This is a genomic window from Sediminibacillus massiliensis (assembly GCF_900156915.1).
In the GTDB taxonomy this organism is placed as follows: domain Bacteria; phylum Bacillota; class Bacilli; order Bacillales; family Amphibacillaceae; genus Sediminibacillus_A; species Sediminibacillus_A massiliensis.
Window position 1 is genome coordinate 1,637,529 of the sequence record NZ_LT732535.1, and the last position, 18,771, is coordinate 1,656,299.

15 protein-coding genes and 1 pseudogene are annotated in these 18,771 nt (G+C 41.0%); 6 read left to right on the plus strand and 10 right to left on the minus strand.

From position 1 onward, the window contains the following. Window positions 1–719 precede the first annotated feature (719 nt). The 3 genes from CZ434_RS09045 to CZ434_RS09055 form a co-directional block, all read right to left on the minus strand. On the minus strand, window positions 720–3,752 hold the full coding sequence (locus CZ434_RS09045; protein ID WP_077622833.1) for a YhgE/Pip domain-containing protein: 3,033 nt from the start codon (window positions 3,750–3,752) through the stop codon (window positions 720–722). Continuing rightward, window positions 3,749–4,273 carry an Rrf2 family transcriptional regulator gene (locus CZ434_RS09050; protein ID WP_179107222.1) on the minus strand — a complete coding sequence of 175 codons (525 nt, stop codon included), beginning with the start codon at window positions 4,271–4,273 and terminating at the stop codon, window positions 3,749–3,751. The genes CZ434_RS09045 and CZ434_RS09050 overlap by 4 nt, the downstream gene beginning before the upstream one ends. Window positions 4,274–4,469: 196 nt before the next feature. Continuing rightward, window positions 4,470–5,702: a sugar efflux transporter gene (locus CZ434_RS09055; RefSeq protein WP_342745729.1), complete on the minus strand. Its 1,233-nt coding sequence runs from the start codon at window positions 5,700–5,702 to the stop codon at window positions 4,470–4,472. Between the two features lie 272 nt (window positions 5,703–5,974). Between CZ434_RS09055 and CZ434_RS22475 the strand changes: the two are divergent. From CZ434_RS22475 to CZ434_RS09075, 4 genes and pseudogenes are all read left to right on the plus strand, one after another. Further along, window positions 5,975–6,061 (plus strand): annotated as a pseudogene (locus CZ434_RS22475) (YjcZ family sporulation protein); the annotation flags it as partial. Window positions 6,062–6,295: 234 nt separating this feature from the next. After that, window positions 6,296–7,846, plus strand: coding sequence for a spore germination protein (locus CZ434_RS09065; RefSeq protein ID WP_077622837.1), 1,551 nt, complete (start codon window positions 6,296–6,298; stop codon window positions 7,844–7,846). Beyond that, a complete protein-coding gene (locus CZ434_RS09070; RefSeq protein ID WP_077622838.1) occupies window positions 7,846–8,952 on the plus strand; it encodes a GerAB/ArcD/ProY family transporter in 1,107 nt (368 codons plus the stop codon). The genes CZ434_RS09065 and CZ434_RS09070 overlap by 1 nt, the downstream gene beginning before the upstream one ends. Beyond that, window positions 8,939–10,096, plus strand: a complete 1,158-nt coding sequence (locus CZ434_RS09075; protein WP_077622839.1) for a Ger(x)C family spore germination protein — start codon at window positions 8,939–8,941, stop codon at window positions 10,094–10,096. Before CZ434_RS09070 ends, CZ434_RS09075 begins: the two co-directional genes overlap by 14 nt. Before the next feature lie 28 nt (window positions 10,097–10,124). On the opposite strand, the gene CZ434_RS09080 is transcribed toward CZ434_RS09075, so the two are convergent. Together CZ434_RS09080 and CZ434_RS09085 are read right to left on the minus strand one after the other, a co-directional pair. Next, the gene (locus CZ434_RS09080) at window positions 10,125–10,682 is read right to left on the minus strand and encodes a GNAT family N-acetyltransferase (protein ID WP_077622840.1); all 558 of its coding nucleotides are present in this window, start codon (window positions 10,680–10,682) and stop codon (window positions 10,125–10,127) included. Between the two features lie 16 nt (window positions 10,683–10,698). Continuing rightward, window positions 10,699–11,757, minus strand: coding sequence for a serine hydrolase domain-containing protein (locus CZ434_RS09085; protein WP_077622841.1), 1,059 nt, complete (start codon window positions 11,755–11,757; stop codon window positions 10,699–10,701). Between the two features lie 137 nt (window positions 11,758–11,894). Here CZ434_RS09085 and CZ434_RS09090 point away from each other — a divergent pair, with 137 nt between their 5' ends. Further along, the gene (locus CZ434_RS09090; RefSeq protein WP_218668311.1) at window positions 11,895–12,626 is read left to right on the plus strand and encodes a YetF domain-containing protein; all 732 of its coding nucleotides are present in this window, start codon (window positions 11,895–11,897) and stop codon (window positions 12,624–12,626) included. A 1-nt stretch (window position 12,627) separates the two neighbouring features. Next, window positions 12,628–13,014: a DUF4363 family protein gene (locus CZ434_RS09095; RefSeq protein WP_179107225.1), complete on the plus strand. Its 387-nt coding sequence runs from the start codon at window positions 12,628–12,630 to the stop codon at window positions 13,012–13,014. On the opposite strand, the gene CZ434_RS09100 is transcribed toward CZ434_RS09095, so the two are convergent. From CZ434_RS09100 to CZ434_RS09120, 5 genes are all read right to left on the minus strand, one after another. After that, window positions 13,015–13,317, minus strand: a complete 303-nt coding sequence (locus CZ434_RS09100; RefSeq protein ID WP_077622843.1) for a hypothetical protein — start codon at window positions 13,315–13,317, stop codon at window positions 13,015–13,017. Window positions 13,318–13,478: 161 nt separating this feature from the next. Beyond that, window positions 13,479–14,714, minus strand: a complete 1,236-nt coding sequence (gene fabF, locus CZ434_RS09105) for a beta-ketoacyl-ACP synthase II (RefSeq protein WP_077622844.1) — start codon at window positions 14,712–14,714, stop codon at window positions 13,479–13,481. A gap of 195 nt (window positions 14,715–14,909) precedes the next feature. Beyond that, entirely contained in the window at window positions 14,910–15,944 is a 1,035-nt protein-coding gene (locus tag CZ434_RS09110; RefSeq protein WP_077622845.1) for an LD-carboxypeptidase, read from the minus strand. Window positions 15,945–16,031: 87 nt separating this feature from the next. Continuing rightward, complete coding sequence (gene yfkAB / locus CZ434_RS09115; RefSeq protein ID WP_077622846.1) at window positions 16,032–17,156, minus strand: radical SAM/CxCxxxxC motif protein YfkAB; 1,125 nt, start codon at window positions 17,154–17,156, stop codon at window positions 16,032–16,034. A 1,003-nt stretch (window positions 17,157–18,159) separates the two neighbouring features. Continuing rightward, window positions 18,160–18,693 carry a CBO0543 family protein gene (locus tag CZ434_RS09120; RefSeq protein ID WP_077622847.1) on the minus strand — a complete coding sequence of 178 codons (534 nt, stop codon included), beginning with the start codon at window positions 18,691–18,693 and terminating at the stop codon, window positions 18,160–18,162. Window positions 18,694–18,771: the final 78 nt, after the last annotated feature.

Here is an 18,771-nt window from a genome sequence, read left to right on the forward strand (position 1 = left end):
CTTCCCAAATTGAATGTAGTCCAACGCTGCGGAAAAACACTCGCTTTCCGTGGGGAACGCTTCAGCTTCCTCGGTGCAAAGCCCGCCCCTGCGGGATCTTCAGACTGTTCCTTTCCCACAGGAGTCTCGCATTTTTCCTCCGCTTCATTAGTTTTCTGATCAAGTGAGAAGTTGTTCTAAAGTATGTCTAACATGAGGTATTCCTAACATTAAAATTCATAAAATCCCTAACAGCGAAGGCAGAACACGCAGACTCCTGTGGGAACAGCAAAGGTTTTCGATGGGGCGAGTAATAGCAGTCCCACGAGTCTGAACATCCCGAGTGATGGGTCTGCGTCTTCTAGTTAAGCTTCGCAGCAAATTTCTCGACCCATGGTTTTCGGTGGGACGAGTAATCGCAGTCCCAAAGGGAGGAGGGAAGCTTATTCAAGTGGTCCCCTGGCTGAGGCCGTGCCCGCGGAAAGCGAAATGTTCTACCGTAGCGAGGCCATGCACACAACAATCATCAGAACAACAAGAAATAAAATTTTCACTATGTCGCAGTTTGTCTCAATTATGAATCCTAATGAGTTGATAAAGCATTTAAAAAAGACTTTTGAATGGAAGTATAGTCTTCTATCCTACCATATTCGTATGTCGCCTCCTTCTGGGAGGGAGTCATTTTGTGGGAGATGGCAATGACATAACAAAAAAGCCGGGTCAACTGACCGGCCTTTTTGTTATGCTTCTTGTTCTGTAAAGTTTTGTCTTTTCTTCGCTTTTACCGCAAAAAACACCAATGTACCGAGATGGAAGAAAAGGAATATACCTGCCAAGATCATTAAATCTGGAACAGCAGATCCATTCAGTGAAATAACTTGCCGGAATACATCAATCGAGTAAGTCATCGGCAGAAAAGGATTCACTTGTTGGAAAAAGCCACTCAATAATTCTACCGGGAAAGCTCCTCCCGCTGCGCTTAACTGCATAACCATCATAATGAGGACGATAAATCTTCCCGGGTTGCCGAATACAACTGCAAAAAATTGGACAAGAGCCATGAACGCCATAGAAGTGACGATAGCTACTAAGAACAACTCAGGAGCACTGAAAGGGTCAAGTCCTATCCATAGCAGGATCGACGTCATAATTACTGCCTGCAAAATTGATACAAACAATAATACGGAGAACTTACTGAACCACCAGGCGAAGCCTCCTGTCGGTTCTGAACTTGGCACTCCTACCGGGAACAACAAACAGACTACAATTGCCCCAAGGAATAAAGCGACCGACATCATATAAGGTGCCATTCCGTATCCATAATTTGGTGAATTGGAGACTTCATGATTCTCTAAATGGGTCGGTGATGAGAACATATCCGCATTGTCATTTTCGGATTGAACGCCATTCAAGGCTTCTGAACCTTCTCTCAATCTTTTGGCAAGTTCGGAAGTCCCGGTAAGCAATTCATTAGACCCTTCATTTAGTTGGTGGGCACCATCATTTAACTCTTGAGATCCCCCTTCTAACTCCTCCAATCCACTATGAAGGGATTCGGCCCCTCCTTGTAACTGGGACATGCCACCGGACAACTCATCTGCTCCCTTATTCAGACTTTGGCTGTTTTGGCTCAAGGATTCTGATCCAGAGGCAAGAGTTTCTCCACTTTCATCAAGTTCAGCAGACCCGGAAGACAAGTCCTCACCTGCCCGGACCAGTTTATCGCTTCCTTCGGTAAGAGTTCCGGACTGACCAGCCAATCGCTCCGAACCATTCGTTAATTCTTCGCTGCCATCCATTAAATCTTCCGAACCATGAAGAAGCCTGCTGGATTGTTCATTCAATTTAGATGCACCGGATTCAAGCTGTGCTGCTCCATCGCGAAGCTGATTAACTCCACCAGTGTATAGTTCGATTCCTTCGTTCAATACCTGGGCACCTTGGTCAATCTCATCGATTCCAGACTTTATCATGGTAGTATTTTCAGCGAGTGATTGAAGGCCATCACCAAATTGGGCGCTGCTGTCATACAATGACCCCAGATTTGAAGAAAACTCTGAAATACTTCCTTGTAATGTACCGGCTTCCTGACCAACAATGGATGATTCCAGAAGCTTATTTCCGTCTCGAAGTTGCTGTGCACCATTAATTAGTCCACCTATACTGACTACTGATTCCTCGGAATTGGAGCTTGTACCGATCTTTTCAGAAGATTGTATAGCCGAAGAAAGCTTTTCCACACTCCCTGTTAACTGCTCTGTATTCAAAGTCACTGACTGCTCTGACTGCACAACTTTCAGCTCATTTATAACTGCCTGTTTTTGTTCCTCATCTAAGTTATCCATATTGGACACTGTTTCGATTAGTTGGGTGTCATTTGTTTGTTTTTGCTGTTTCAATTGTTGTGTAGCTTTATCAATATTGTCTGTAACTGCAGCCAGCGCTTCATTCATCTCAGTGGTATTTACTTCACTCTGACTTTGCGGCTGATTTTGTGCTAACTGTTCTTTCAGCTTATATAACCCCTGCACAAGTTCATCGGCCTGTTCGGATGAACCTTTCAGTGATTGGGCAAGCACATCTACTTTCTCTTTTAATTCTTTACTTCCTTCATATAGGGTACTGATACCTTGATTCAGTTCTTCTCCCTTGCCAGCCAACGTTTTAGCACCATTCTCCACTTGATCGATTCCTGGTGCCACTTGGTCTGACAATGCTTCAGAGAGTTGGCTGCTCCCTTCAACAAGTTCCTCATTATTCTCTGAAAGTAATTCTGCACCCTGCAATTGTTGAGTCAGACCAGTGTCTAACCGGGCCACTCCGCTCGTGTATTCTTCCACACCGGATTGATAATCTTCCAGTCCTGAAGCATAATTTTTCAAACCTTCAGTCAAAGTCGACATACCAACGGAGTATTGATGAAGACCGTCATCAAGAGCAGAAACATTATTCGTGTATTTTACTATCCCTGTATGAAGCTTTTCCGTCCCTTCCGTGTACTTTACAAGTCCATTATGCAATTCGTTTACACCATCTGTATATTTAGCCAGACCATCTGACAGCTCTTCCGCGCCCGAGGCCGCCGAAGCAATGTGCACGGCAATCTCATCGCTTCCCTCTTCCGCAGTTCCAAGTCCGTTTTTGAACGTAACCGTGCTCTCTGAAAGTTTGACGAGATTATCTTCCAATTGTTCATTACCTGATTCCAAATCAGCTGCACCGTCAGCTGCCTCGTGCATCCCTTCATTTAAATCCTGTAATTGGCCAAGCATGGCTTGGGCATATTGCTTTGTTACGGTTTCCGCAATTTCTCTGTCCAGGTGCTCTGCAGCAGACTCGCTGATTCTTTTCACCATGAAACTTCTGCCTGCGTTTGTGTAGTATTCCAAATCCATTTGTTTGGGTTCATCCTCGAAAACAGTTGCAGCATATGCTGAAAAGTTTTCCGGAATGATAATGGACATATAGTATTCTCCATTTTCGACTCCGTCCATGGCTGTTTTCCTGTCCGTGAATTCCCAGCCCAGGCTTTCATCTTCTTGTAATTTTTCTATTAGTTCATCGCCAATCTTCAATGTTTCGCCATTATACTCTGCAGCTGCATCTTCGTTAACGACCGCTACTGGAATATTTTCTGTATTCCCGAATGGATTCCAGCTGGCTTTTAAGAAGATACTCGCATAAATCATCGGAATAAATAACAGACCGATCACCACGATCAGCAATTTTCGGTTTTGGAAAAGGGTTTTCCACTCGGCTTTCAGCATTCTCATAGTCTGCCATCCTCCGAAGCGATGATATGGTGAATAGCCTGGATATGTTTCTTCGTCGGTTTTTCATTCCAATTGATCAGACTGAAATTTTTGGTGCCCGTGGTTTCAAAAAGGATGTCTTCCACAGTCACTGACTTTAACGTATTTAAATAGGTAAGCTGGGCTTCATAAAATACGTTGCTTAATATCGCCTCTCCCTTCCCAGCCACTTCTGACTCAGGAAACACTGTTTCCATCAATCCAGTCGCTTCATAGAAGTGCTGCTCACCTTCAATCGCAAGAAATAAATCCTTGGCTGTGATTTCGGAAGGCAGCTTTGCCAAGGTGAAACCTCCTTGGTTGCCAGAAACAGAAGTAATTAACCCATTGACAACAAGTTTCCTCATTACTTTCTTTAAATAGGTTGGTGATACACGCAGTCGTTCACTTACCACATCACTCTTCACAGGAATATCTTTCTCCTGGGTAGCGAGCATTGCCAAAATACCAGCCGCCTGCTCCACTCCGCTTTTTATTTTCATTGCTTCAAGACTCCTTTTTGGACTTTCATTATCCATTATAGACATTAAATGTACACGAAAGATTATAGACCTTAATGAGGTTGTTTGGCAAGACTTTTAAAAAACGACATAATGACGCATTATTCTATTTCAGTTTCTACCAACAGAAAAAAACGTCTGGTCAGTCATACCCAGACGTTTTCTCCATTAGATATATTCATATTTTGATATCTTTTAACAATCTGCCTCTTCTTCTTTCTTTCCCAGCAATTAATAGAATAAACAATCCAACCCCTGTAAAAATGATACAAATGGTAAACACATTTTCATAGCTTAGAAGAGAAGAAAAGTACCCAAACAACAAAAATCCGGCAGTAGAGCCTATTTTCTGTGCATTCATATATAAGGTGGTAGCCGTCCCTTGTTCTTGAGGAATGAAATTTTGAAAATAAGTAACTGCCAACCCTGCAGTTATCGCAACATTAGCTGCACTAAGGATCTGCAAGGGATATATTTGCCATGGTGCTGAGACATTCCACATCAGTAAAAAATAAAGAAAGGAGAACAAAAAGCCTAACCGGATCAACCTTCCTAGATCCCATTTCGTTGCCATGATACCGAACATGATCATCAAAGGTACCTCGAACACTGGCGGCACACTGAAAATGACGCCGACATGAGCTTCCGTGCCGCCAAGCGTTTTGGTGACAAACTGTGGTATGTTCTGCATATTGATGGTTGTGGCCGCATGAAGCAGAAACATAGCGACTATATTGGCAAAGATAAATGGTTTAAATATAAACCTTCCAAGTGCAACTTGTCTGCCGCTCATATCTTGTTTTTTCGGCTCATCTTTTAAAAAGAATACAATCGCAATGATGGATAAAAAGAATCCAAGCGCTACCATTAAAAACAGGCCTTCAAAATCGACGAAAACCAAAACCCATCCAGCAAATGCCGGTCCTACAGTCCAAGCTAGAGCGGAAAACATCCGAAACACATTCATTACATATGGAACTTCCTTCTTTGGCACCTCAGACTCCTCGAGTACCTCTCTGGCATGTGCCCATAGCTGCGGCATGGTGGCAGACGCCATGCCAAGGAGAAAGAAGGCAACAAAGGACAAGACATAATAGTCTCGGATATAAGCAAACCCAATGTAGCCCAGTATTGCGGCTAATGACGTTACAATCAGCAACAGCTTTCTGCTTATACTCCTGTCAGAAAGTTTTCCTATATATGTACTGATCACAACCCCGCCTATCGCCATTACGGTCATAAATACACCGTATGCCATATTACTCATTCCTACTACATCAATCCCAAATATGGAGGAAAAGGGAATAAACAGGGACATTGACAGACCAAACATAAAATTCAACAGAAGGAGAATGGGAAAAGAAGGAATTTTCCAAACGAGAACTATCCGATGCTTCGCGGAAGTCAACATTCTTTTGAACAACACAGCATTCCATCCTATCTTTCTTTGATTTTGTTAACGATTTCTTTTAAATTACTGACTTATTATCCCATCATCCATCTTTATAAACAACCGATACGTCCTCTAAGGTATTTTTACGTTTATTTGACGATATAATTACATCCGCCTTTCCCGATTTCTTCGGTTTTACATACCTTATAGTAATAGTGAATAAGGAGGTGGATCGAATGGGCTACTATGGCGGATATGGCTACCCTGGTGTTGGCGGTGCAGGCTACGGCGGGGGTTATGGCGGAGGAAACAACTTCGCTTTGATTGTTGTTTTGTTTATTCTTTTGATCATTGTTGGCGCAGCTTACTTCAAGTAAACCACTTTTTCGCATTGGTTTCTGCTTGTAAGCCCAATCTTTCTTGTCCAAAATCTCCATGACATTAAACAAAAGGCTTCTCATAAAGGAAACTACTCAATAATTTTTGTGACCCAAGATTTTTCCAAACCCCAGTGGCACTGGGGTTTTTTTGAAATTCACTACCACCAAGTATGTTTCCTTTATATAAGAACACACTATTAGGACTACTTTTACTAACCAGGAGCGAACACAATGTGGAAGAGAGCAAAAAGCAAAAGAAAAAAGTTGGAACACACGCGCTATACAAGTAAATTGAAAACACCTGACAAAAGCATTTCCAACGACCTTCATACAAATTTGAATACTCTCTCCTCGAATTATTTTTTTAAAAATGACGACTTTATTATGGTCGACATAAATAAAAACTTTGGAGTTGGGTACATAGAAACAATTGCAAATGATAAAAAAATAAAAGTTATATTGGATTATCTAACCGACTATACTGAACGATTACAAGAAGAGAACTCAGTAATAGAAGAAGTGTTTCCTTTTAAATATACAAAAGCTAGCAGGTTTGCAGAGATTGTAAAAGCCGTATCAAGTGGAAACGCTGTAGTCTTTACACAGAGTGAAGAAGAAGCTTTAATCATTGAAGTAAGGGAGATCAAAGAGCGTGCACTTGAAGAACCCGCAGCCGAAGCAACTATAAAAGGACCCAGGGAAGGTTTTAATGAAAACTTTAATACAAATTTATCTTTGATACGAAAAAAAATATTCCATCATCAATTAAAGGTTGAAAAAATGAAAATTGGAACCTTATCGCAAACAGATGTAGGAATTATCTACTTACATGGAATTGCAAGTAATGAAATTATCACAGAGGTTAAAGAACGTCTGTCCAAAATAGAAGTTGATGCTGTCCAGTCGAGTAATCAAATTCAATCTTTTATAAAAGATCATTCATATTCAATAGTTCCCTTAATTGGGTCCAGTGAGCGTCCAGACAAAATCGCTTCCAACATACTAGAAGGAAAAGTCGCCATCCTGGTCGATAATACACCTTTTGTTTTATACGGTCCTATTAGCATGTTTTCCTTATTGCAAGCACCTGATGACTATTATGGTTCTATGTATATTGCAACTTTGTTGAGACTTGTAAGGATTGCTGCACTGTTTGTATCTTTGCTGCTACCGAGCTTGTACATAGCCTTGACAACTTTCCATCAGGAAATGATTCCTACTGATCTTGCGCTGAGTATTGCAGCTGGAAGAGAAACAATTCCATTTCCTGCCTTAATTGAAACTTTATTTATTGAGATTACTTTTGAATTTTTACGTGAAGCAGGTTTGAGGCTTCCAAAAGCTATTGGAAATACTATAAGTATTGTAGGGGCACTTGTTATTGGAGATGCAGCAGTACGGGCTGGTTTTGTCAGTCCTCTTGTAATAATTGTCGTTTCTATCACAGCGATATCCTCTTTTATAATACCCAACTATAGTCTTGGGGTTGCTTTTCGTATTTTGCGATTCGGATTTATTTTTTTGGCTGCTACTTTTGGTTTTTTTGGAATTGTATGGGGACTGATGATACTTTATCTCTATTTGGTAAGTTTGCGTTCGTTTGGCTATCCATATCTAGCCCCTCATTCCCCTCTAATTCCAAAAGGGATGAAAGACACAATTTTTCGTTTCCCGCTTTTTCAACAGTCTTCTTATCAAAATTTCACAGTAGATGATCCGTCATTAGAAAGGTTTCCGGGCAAAAAAGTACCAGAAACAAAATACCCTAAAAAGGACGATTAATGTTGAGAATTACTCATGGGCAAATGCTCTCCATAATAATTCTATCTCAGTTAGTGCAAATATATGTTTACTCCCCGGCATATATGGCCCAGCATGTGAAACAACATGTATGGCTGCCTCTCCTATTGGCAATAATATTGTCTTTGTTGATTGGGTGGGGAATGCTGACTATATCGAGATTTTTTGCGGGAGATAGCTTTCTAGTTGTTCTACAAAGATTAACCGGAAAGTTCTTGGGGGGGATTATTGGTCTTTTATATTTTGTTTACTTTTTTATTTTGTTTGTTATTCATACACAAATGATTGTCACTACATTCAAATCACTATTCCTACCGAGGACCCCTACTTATGCAACACTTATTCTTGTTTTAATTCTAGCGCTATATTGTTCCCTGCTAGGAATAGAAGTATTGGCACGGGCCAGCAACATGGTTATGTTGCTATTCATATTAGTATTGCTGTTTTTGATTCTTGCGGTATTACCTAATATACATGTTTCTTATTATCTACCTCTGCTGCCCCGTTCGACGGAAAATCTTTGGTATGGGACATTGATTCCTTTCATGAGTATGGGCCAAGTAGTAATCATTTCAGCTATTTATCCTTTTGTTAATTATAAGGAGGAAACTGCCAAAGTAGGTTGGCTTATCCTGGGAATCTTTTTCGCCTTACTTATTACAAGCATGGTGGTATTAGAAAGTGTTGGAGCATTTTCTGCTTTTGAGCTGGAAAGACTTCGTTATCCAACTGTGGAATTAATCACCTTAATTCAAGTAGGGGAATTCATGGAAAGGTTGGAAATATTTTTGGTAACAATGTGGGCTGGAGCTGTTCTGATGGTAATCGGTATTTTGTTTACAATAGCTTGCTATACGTTTAAACAGGTATTCCAAAGGAACAACATGGAAGCAAAAGTGCTGAACCTCCTACTAATTTTCACTTCCTTTATCCTAATCGTTTTATTTGTTCCTAATTCCGATGAGTTAATCTCTTTTATTTTTGGTAGATGGGTCTATATTTCCTTGTTATTTCAAGCGGTAATGCCCATCGCTCTTCTACTAATTTTTTTCATTCGTACCAAGGTGATGAAATATGCAAAACATTAAAAAAATGCTTCTTTCTTTTCTGGTTTTTATAATTCTTGCAGGCTGTTGGGACAGAAATGAAATCTCCGACCTGAATTTCGTAATGGGGATAGCTGTAGATATTACAGATGAAGAAAAATATCGAATAACATTTCAATGGGCACTACCCTCACAGTTTTCCACCGAAGGATCACAAGGCACCGGGAATATAAACGAAAACAGTATTTACTCGATTGAAGGAGATACTATGGCTTTGGCAATGAACAAATTAACCGAGATATCACCACGGACACCTATCTATTCGCATATGGCATTGATTGTTATCGGAGAAAAGGTGGCACAAAAAGGAGTGGAGGAGGTTTTCGAGGTTTTCGACAGGGAATTCGAAATGAGAAGAACTATCCAAGTGATGTTTGCAAAAGAAAAAGGAGAAGATATATTACGATCGAAAATTCCCTTTGAAACGGTCACAGCTACAGGCATTCACAACATTGCCACATATGTAAATCGCTCCTCGACAATGAAAGAAATTACTTTAAACGAATTTTATATTCATGAATCAGACAATGATTCACTATCTTATATGCCCATCGTAGAAACCGTTGCGAATACTAGCCTCACTTCTACGGAAGATACCCCCCAGAAATCCTGGGTTCGAGTTAATCGTATCGCTTTGTTTGATAATTATAAGCTGATAACAGAACTTTCATGGGAAGACTCTAGGTCAATGCTATATGCGTTAGGAGAAATAAAAGACCGAACAATCACAGATATTAAAACTACTAACAAAGGAAGACTGCTAACCCGGACTATTTCCCAAATCAGCAACATCCAGTTTGAAACGAAAGGAAACAATCCCTCGGCAACGATTTCCATAAAAGAGAATGTATCTATCTTAGGAAAACCAGATAATATTTCGATAACCGACATGGAAAAAGAAATAGAAGAATATATCGGTAACAGTATGAAGAGGTCTATAGAAAAGATGCAGGAAGAAAACCTTGATATTTTTTTTCTAAGAAAGAAAATACGTGAACGACATCCTGAGACATGGGAAAAAGTCAAACATAGTTGGAACGAAACCTATTCCAACATGAAAATAGTCGTTAATGTTTCCGTGACTATTGATCACCAGAATGCTTTAAGAAAAAACAGCCAAGATTAAAAAGGACGGCGTAAAGCCGCTGTCCTTTTTAATCTTTCGCATTCAAATAATAAATCAAATTATCTGTCCAATCGCCAAACTCATAAATAAATCCCTTTCTTGTACATTCGAATTCCATCCCAACGCTGTCTGCCAAGTTGATTGAAGGGATGTTATCTACGTTTATATGGGCCTCAATTCGATGATAGTCCAGTTCTTTAAAAGCGATCTGCAGGGCGGCAGTTACTGCCTCCTTCGCAAATCCTTTTCTCCAGTGCTGATTATGAATTGTGTAACCAATTCGGCCCCATTGGAACTCGCCGCGCTCGAAAGTGGAAAAGTCGATCATACCTAAATGTGTCCCTTGCTCCTTATCGAAAACCCCAAATACATATGCCGTATCGTCTTCAGCTAAAGACTGGTGTTGCTCCACTAAGTTATCGAACCATTCTTCCGTACATTCGCTCATGTCGATGTTTCCTTTATCATAATTATGCTGGGATGGTTTTCTGCTTTTAAACTGTTCAAGCCAGTTCATGTAATCGGATTTCTGTAAGGGTCTGATAATTAACCTGTTTGTTTCCGCTTGGTTGTTGAAACTACTCAAAAAAACACCTCTTCTGTTAATTTAAATTACTGTCTGTTTCTGCCCGGAGATTCTCAATTATAAACGCTTCTACTGCTTTCATAAGTTGAAAGGTGCCTGAGCCTGTATTGGAAGCAAATGCCATTAGGAGATTTTGCTCAGGGTAAACTGCAGAATGAAAACTTACACCCGGGTCGTATCCCATCACATGATACTTGACCACTTCTTGATCTTTTTGATCAACCCAAATGCCATAACCGTAACCTACGTTTCCTTTTACAGAAATGTGTGGATGCAGCAAAATATCTGTGTGTTTCTTTGATAAAAGTCTGTATCCTAACAATGTTTCCCAAAAAGTGATCATATCGGATACTGTGACAAAAGCACCACCATCTGCTCCACCTTTTACCGGAATAGAGTATGTATTTGTCCGCCACGTTCCATTGTCCCCGGCTATATATCCTAAAGCCGTATTCGCAGGGAGTGCATCGAGCGCGTAATACCCGGAATCATTCATACCGCATTTTTGAAAAATATATTTTTTCACATAATCGGCAAATGCCATGCCTGTTTGTTGTTCGATAATCAAACCCAATAATATATAGCCCGCATTATTATAGCGGAATTCAGCGCCTGGCCTGAAAACCATCTCGTCGTTTTCAAATAGCGGCAAGAAGTCCTTTGGCTCCCTTAATAGATACATAGGCGTCTGTATCCAAAGTTCTTCAAAGTCTTTCATTGTTTCCTCATCAAAATAATCCGGCACACCGGAACAGTGGGTTAGCAATTGGTGGATGGTTATCCTGTTATCAAATGTCGGGAAGTCATGGTCTAAACAATCTATCAATCTGGTGTGAAAGGATAGACTGCCTTTTTCGACCAATTGGGCGATTGCCACAGCAGTGAAAAGTTTACAACCTGAGGCAATCCCGAATCTCGTATCGATGTTGTTGAGCCGTTTATCCGTTCTGTGCGCATAACCCGAAGCGGCTTTGACCACCTCTGCACCTTTTTTTATGTAAGCTGCTCCATTATAACCTTGATTCTCCATCTCTTGTTGAATAAAACGGCTTAACTTGATTGATTTTTGTTCCATCAGTAATTCACCTCCTGGTTTCTGATTTTATGGTTTATCCAACATTTTATAATTAGAGATTCTATAGGAAAATCCTTTTGTAATAAATTGGTTCTCATAACAGATAATAATGGAGAATATTATCTGGAGGATTTTATATGATAAATGAAACACTGGTAGTCGCCGTCAGAGTTATCATTTCTTTCTTCACGCTGCTGATTTTCACAAGACTGCTGGGGAAACAAGAAGTCGGCAAGCTTACTTTCTTTGATTACATCAATGGAATTACCATAGGATCAATTGCAGCAACGCTTGCAACAGATCTTTCCGAGAAGGCCTGGACCCACTGGGTCGGTTTGGCAGGCTACGCCCTACTGACTTACCTTTTACAGTATATCACCATCAAAAACCGCTATATCGGTAAAGTGTTGGACGGCGAGCCGACCGTAGTTATCCAAGACGGAAAAATTCTAGAAAAAAACTTAAACAGGATGAGAATTAAAATCGGAGAATTAATGATGCTTCTCCGTGATAAAAACATTTTCGATATAACACAGGTAGAGTACGCTATTTTCGAAATAAATGGGAAGCTATCTGTCTTGCAAAAGCCTGAATACCTGCCTGTCCGGCCAAGTGATCTCCACTTGGAAACCAGAACAAACGGCCTTTCTACAGAGGTAATCCAGGACGGCATCATTATCGAACAAAACTTAAAACAAAGGCAGAAGGATATAGCCTGGCTCTATCAGCAACTGCGTAAGCAGGGAATCCAGGATGTCAAACAAGTATCATTTGCCATGATTCTCCCGGACGAAGCCCTCTATGTGGACCGATTCGAAGATCACGTCAATGAGGAATCCGATTTGAGCGATTATGAAGGTCCTTTTTGATTTGAAAGATGAGGTGGTAGTACTGAAAAAATTATCTCTAACTTTTGCTCTCCACTTTACACTGGCATGTTTTGTCGCAATTATGATCAGTGGTAGTTACTTAAAAGAACCTTTCGGACAGGACGATCAACTTTATAAGAGAATGACTCAACTGGAAACTCATATTACCAAACAAGACTGGGACAGGGCAGAAGCAGATCTTATATACCTTGAAAAAGCATGGGATAAAGTCAGCAAGCGGGTCCAATTCAGTGTAGAAAAAGGAAACATGGCAGAAATAAGCGGCATTCTCGCCCGTATTGAAGGCGGAATTGTCTCAAGAGACATTTCCTCGACAAGAGAAGAAATTCACTTTTTCTATTACCAATGGGACGAAATCGGCCGATGACTAGAAAACATAGGATGAATAATAGACCATCGTTATAACAAAGCTTCCCGCCATAAATAAAAGCATGCCTAAGGTAACGGGAGATAAATGAAACACAAACGGTTTTATCCGCTCTTCTTCCCGATGTTCTGTATTGTTATGGCTACTGGCATTGAGCATGTTTCTGTTTTGGTTTGCAGATAAAAACAACAACCAAGCAACTCCGAAGATTGCTATTCCTCCTAAGAACAAAACATCGATCAGCCGCCAGCTCAGCAAAGTCGATACTGCCCAGAGAATAATGGTTTCCAAAATAATCGTCAAAAGAACAATTATTGTACTTTTCAGCTTTCACACCTCCCAAATCACTCGTTCTCATACATATACGAATGGAAGATGGAAGGGTTTCAATATTCAGATTATTATAAGTGAAAAAGACATTACTTTCATAAAGTAATGTCTTTTCATGCACTATAAAGTTTATTTTATCCGCGGAACTTTTTAAAAGCAAGAACCGCATTATGTCCTCCGAAACCAAAACCGTTAGACAAGGCGTAATCTATCTTTGTCATGACCGCATGGTTTGGCACATAATCCAAATCACATTCCTCATCAGGTGTCTCATAATTGATAGTCGGAGGCGCTGTATCTTCCATGATACTCTTTAGAGTAATAATGGCCTCCACACCACCCGCAGCTCCAAAGAGATGTCCGGTCATCGATTTAGTCGAGCTAACTTTAAGATTGTATGCATGGGACCCAAAAACACTTTTAATACCATTTGTTTCTGACTTGTCCCCTTCAGGAGTGCTTGTACCGTGGGCATTTATATAATCTACTTCCGTTGGTTTGATGTTCCCCATATCTATAGCCATCTTCATAGCGTTTGCTCCCCCTTCGTAATCAGGGGAAGTAATATGATAGGCATCAGTGGTAGAACCGTAACCAACGATTTCTCCTAGAATAGCTGCGCCTCTTTGTTTGGCATGTTCATATTCTTCCAAGAACAAAACACCCGCCCCTTCAGACATCACAAAGCCATCACGCTCTTTGTCAAATGGCCGGCTGGCTTTTTCCGGATAATCGTTTAACGTGGACATCGCCCTCATTCGAGAAAAGCCTGCAAAAGACACTGGAATGATCGCCGCCTCAGACCCTCCTGCCAAAATACCATCAGAGTATCCGTGTTTAATATTCAAGTAAGCTTCCCCAATTGCCTGATTACCGGTTGCACATGCCGATACAGGGGAAAAACTCGGCCCTTTAAAGCCATTGATGATAGAGATGATTCCGGAAGCCATATTGCTGATCATCATCGGTACCATAAATGGAGAGACTTTTTTCGGCCCTTTTTCAAGGAAAGCTTTATGATGGTCCAATGTCGTGTTGATTCCTCCAATACCTGATCCGACATAAACACCAAACCTCTCCTTATTCACACTCTGCATATCAAGATTAGACTGATTCAACGCTTGTTGAGCAGCGGCAACAGCATACTGGATGAACAAGTCATATTTATTTACTTCTTTTTTGCTCAGATATTGTTCCGCATCAAAGTCCGTAATATATCCGGCGATTTGGGTATTTATATTTTGATACTTATCGGATGTGATTTTTTTTATTCCCGATTTCCCCTCTTTAATATTCCCCCAGAGTTCCTGGACAGAATTTCCCAATGGCGAGACAACTCCATAACCTGTAACTACGACTCTTCGTTCCATAACATTTTATCTCCTCGATATTTATTTTTTAACATAATCCAAATTCCACACGTATCATCTTTACCACGCAGGAAACGTCCATCTTTTTTATTGCTTGCAAATACGTTTGGAAGACTCTGTTCTGTAGCAATCCTTCCCAATACTTTATCGTAAAATTCAATAATTTAAGATTATCTATTTCATCAAGACAATACACTAACTTACCAGTGAGTTAGTTGTCAAACACCTTGAATTTGTTATGACAAATAAAAAACCCCCGGTTATCGGGAGTCTTTTATTTACTGACCTATAATGACCGAAGTTGAGATTATAAAGGATTGGCAATTCGGTTAATCCGTATTCTCTCATCACCATCAAGATTGCCTGCTTATATTCCTCATAATATTTTTCATCCTGCGGCTTACCGAAAACGATGCCACTAGCCATGTCCAGGATACCTTGTGCAGCATAGTTGCGAAGCCAGTATGCAATGTAATCGGGTTCTGGCTTTTCTTCCGAAGTTTCAAAGAAAAGAATACTGTTTTCCCAGTAAGCCCGGTCCGGCCACAGTTCCGTTCCTTTTGCAAATTCCAATACCTCGATACAACCGCCGATCAACCTGCCCTGTACCACTCCAGATCCTTGAAGAACTTCATACCCATTATTTTTCTGCATTTTCCGTCTTGTGTGTTTATTTTCTTCAGCCCACTCCAAATACTCACTCGTCCACTCAGTGGCAGGTTGTATTTCCCCGATGTCTTTATTGGAAAAGAGAGTCCGTCTCACCATTTCCACTGTGTAAGCATCCATTTCCACATTTTCAGCGAAATCCGTTAGAATTGCCGGTCCATAAAAAGAGGAGATTCCTGCCTTATGGCAAAACAAATGTGCAATGGTGACATCCGAATACCCCATAAAAATCTTTGGATTTGATTTAATAACATTGAAATCAATAAAAGGAAGCAGCCTGATGCTGTCACTTCCCCCAATATTTGCAAAAACTCCTTTTATTTCCGCATCCTGAAAAGCAGTCATCAGGTCTTCTGCTCTGGCTTTTGGGTTGTTGTATAGGTATTCTGCTCCTTTAAGACTGTTTGGCATAGGCACGACCTTCAAGCCGAATACAGTTTTCAACCTCTCGATACCTTGTTCATAGCGCCACCTGATTGCCGGTTCCCCGGCGCCTCCCCAGGAAGGACTTACTGTTGCAACCTTATCCCCTGCCCTAAGTCTGTTTGGCTTTATTAACATTCTGACCCTTCCCTTCCTATCTATCGATATCCATTCATCTATTCGACAGTTTTTGCTGATTTCCTTTTTTTAATGGGTTCCCTGTCTTTATCTGCTGATCAATGCCTTTTTCCGCTGAAAATCTTCCTGTTTATAATAAGTGTCTTTTACGAGAACATTAGGTCCTAGGCATTTGACCGCAGGGCAATGGCAATTTAACGATTTTGCGGTTTTGGTGTTCATCCAGCGGCTGTAGGACTCTTGCAATCTAGTATTTTTAATGTTGCCAAGTGATGGTTCATCTCCAAAGTCCGTCACCGTGACTTCTCCGGTGAAAATATTTACATTCAAGCGCGATCTGCCATCAGGGTCATTACGGACAGTAACGTTTTTCTCCCTGAACAGACGCTGCAACAATGCCCTGTCCTCCCCGGAAGTACTGCAGGCATAAAAAGGAAGCGTCCCGAACAGCATCCAAGTGTTTTCGTTGCGATGATCCAGCAAACGTTTAATAGAATGTCGGATTTCTTCCATATTCAACGTCTCCAGATTCTTAGCGAAATCGACCGGGTACATCGGGTGGACCTCGTGGCGGGCGCAGCCCATCTCGATAATGTGATCATGTATTTTTTCCAGAAAAGGATATGTCCTGCCATTCAGCATCGTCTCAGCAGACACCATGACGCCTTCTTTTGCCAGGCGTTGGGAATTTTCCACCATTCGATCGAAGTACTTCTTCCTGTTTTGTTCGGACGGTTTCCTGTCCATCCGGGCAAATCCTGTTTCAATAAACTCATTTACTGTCCCCCAGTTATGGGAAATATGGAGAACATCAAGATATGGCACGATTTGCTCGTACCGCTCATATGGCAGGGTTAAATTGGAGTTGATTTGGGTTTTGACTCCTCGTGAATGAGCATATTTCAACAGGGGGAGCACATAGTTTCTTACCGACTTCTTTGACATCATCGGCTCCCCGCCGGTTATGCTTAACGCCCGTAAATGAGGTACCTCATCCAATCTGCTGATAATCAGTTCGATTGGAAGTGCATCAGGATCCCTGTCTTGTAAAGCATACCCTACGGCACAATGATTACAGCGCATATTGCATAATGTAGTAGTTGTAAATTCGATGTTTGATAACACCATTTCCCCATGTTTTTCTACGTCAACATACGCCTCCCACGGATCATTGGAGGGAGACATTGCCGGGACATTTTCTTTTACATACATTCTAAAAACTTCCTTTCAACATTGGGTTCTTTTATAATCTTAATCCCTGAAACGGTAAATTAGTAGTCCTTTCCAATAATTCTTTGAGAACAACAGACAATTGGAATTTATTGGAATCCCCTTCAATTACTCTCCCAAATACAAAACCCAAAACGCTATCTTGATACACTTTTGAGGCAAACTGCGACATAGTGACAATTTTATTTTGTGAAGTTTTCACTCCTTCTGATTTTAGTTGAGTGCTAACCCAACGCTGCGGTAAAATACTCGCTTTCCACGGGGAACGCTTCAGCCTCCTTGAAAATACAAATCGATTTTCTGCGTGCGATGTTTCGCTGTCGAAGCCTTACTTGTCCTCGCTGGCAAAAAGCGCCGACTGCGGGGTCTTCAGACTGTTCCTTTCTCGTTGGAGTCTCGCATTTTACCGCAGCTTTTAATGGCATTCTGTAATAGTAAGAGGAAATAACAGTTGAGGAGTTATAGAGATTTTTCTAACCAAAATGCAGAACATACCAAACCATGAGCCTGGATTTTGGCTGGAAATAACCCATGTTAGATATATTGAAGGACCACTTCTCACTTGATCAAAAATCTATCTTGAGCGGAGGAAAAATGCGACACTCCTTGAAAATAAAGTTCCATTTTCTGCGTGCCGTGTAAATGCATCGATGTTTTTTCAAAGTCCTGGGGGAAGAGCAGCTTCCGAAGACCCCGGAGTGATGCGTCTGCGTTTTCTAGTATCGCTACGTAGTAGGCTTCCTCGACGCATGGTTTTCGGTGGGACGAGTAATCGCAGTCCCAAGGGAGCAAAGGTGTCTACTCAAGTAGTACCCTGGCTGAGGTGCTGCCCACGGAAAGCGAGTATTTTTCCGTAGCGCTGGACTACCACTCAATCCGAAAAGAATGGAAGGAAGTCACAAAAAGGTTATGTCGTAGTTTATGGTTTTTGTGAATAACTACTATCTTTAGAATGCAAAAAAGCCCCTTCTGGTCAAGAAGGAGGTTATAATTCTTTAAATGTTTTCCTTCTGCTGATGAAGTGTGCCAGCAGATATACTATGAAGTATAACGGGATGGAATAGATGTGTTCCCAGTTTAGGGTCTTATAAATGCCAACCCATTCGAAAAAAGGCTCTGCCAGGAAAGCACCGATAATGCTGCAGATAGTTGCTTTGATATAGGGGTTGGCGTCTGGCTTTATTTGCAGCAAGGTCGCTATCAGGATTGGTATTAAAGTGAAATACCAGGGGATGAATGAAGGGATGAACGGTAATACCTCATAATAATACATCCATAAACCTGTCGAAACAGCTATAAAATCAACCCACGCCGACACCCACATAACCGCAATCATGGCATACAATAGACGATATGTACTTTGCTTTTTTCTAAAGATACCCCAGATAATCCAAGGGACAATTGTGAGAATGACTCCAAGCCACCATTGCCAAGTCCAAAGTATGTCATCTAGCCAGAATTGCATCATTTCCTGACTAGTTTCTCTTACTTGTTGAGCCAATTCATTTGCTCTTTCCATCGGAGCCACCCTCTTCGCCCTACAGTTTTCATTATTATTCCCAGTCTTCAGAAATAAATGAGAAAAGGCACTATCCAT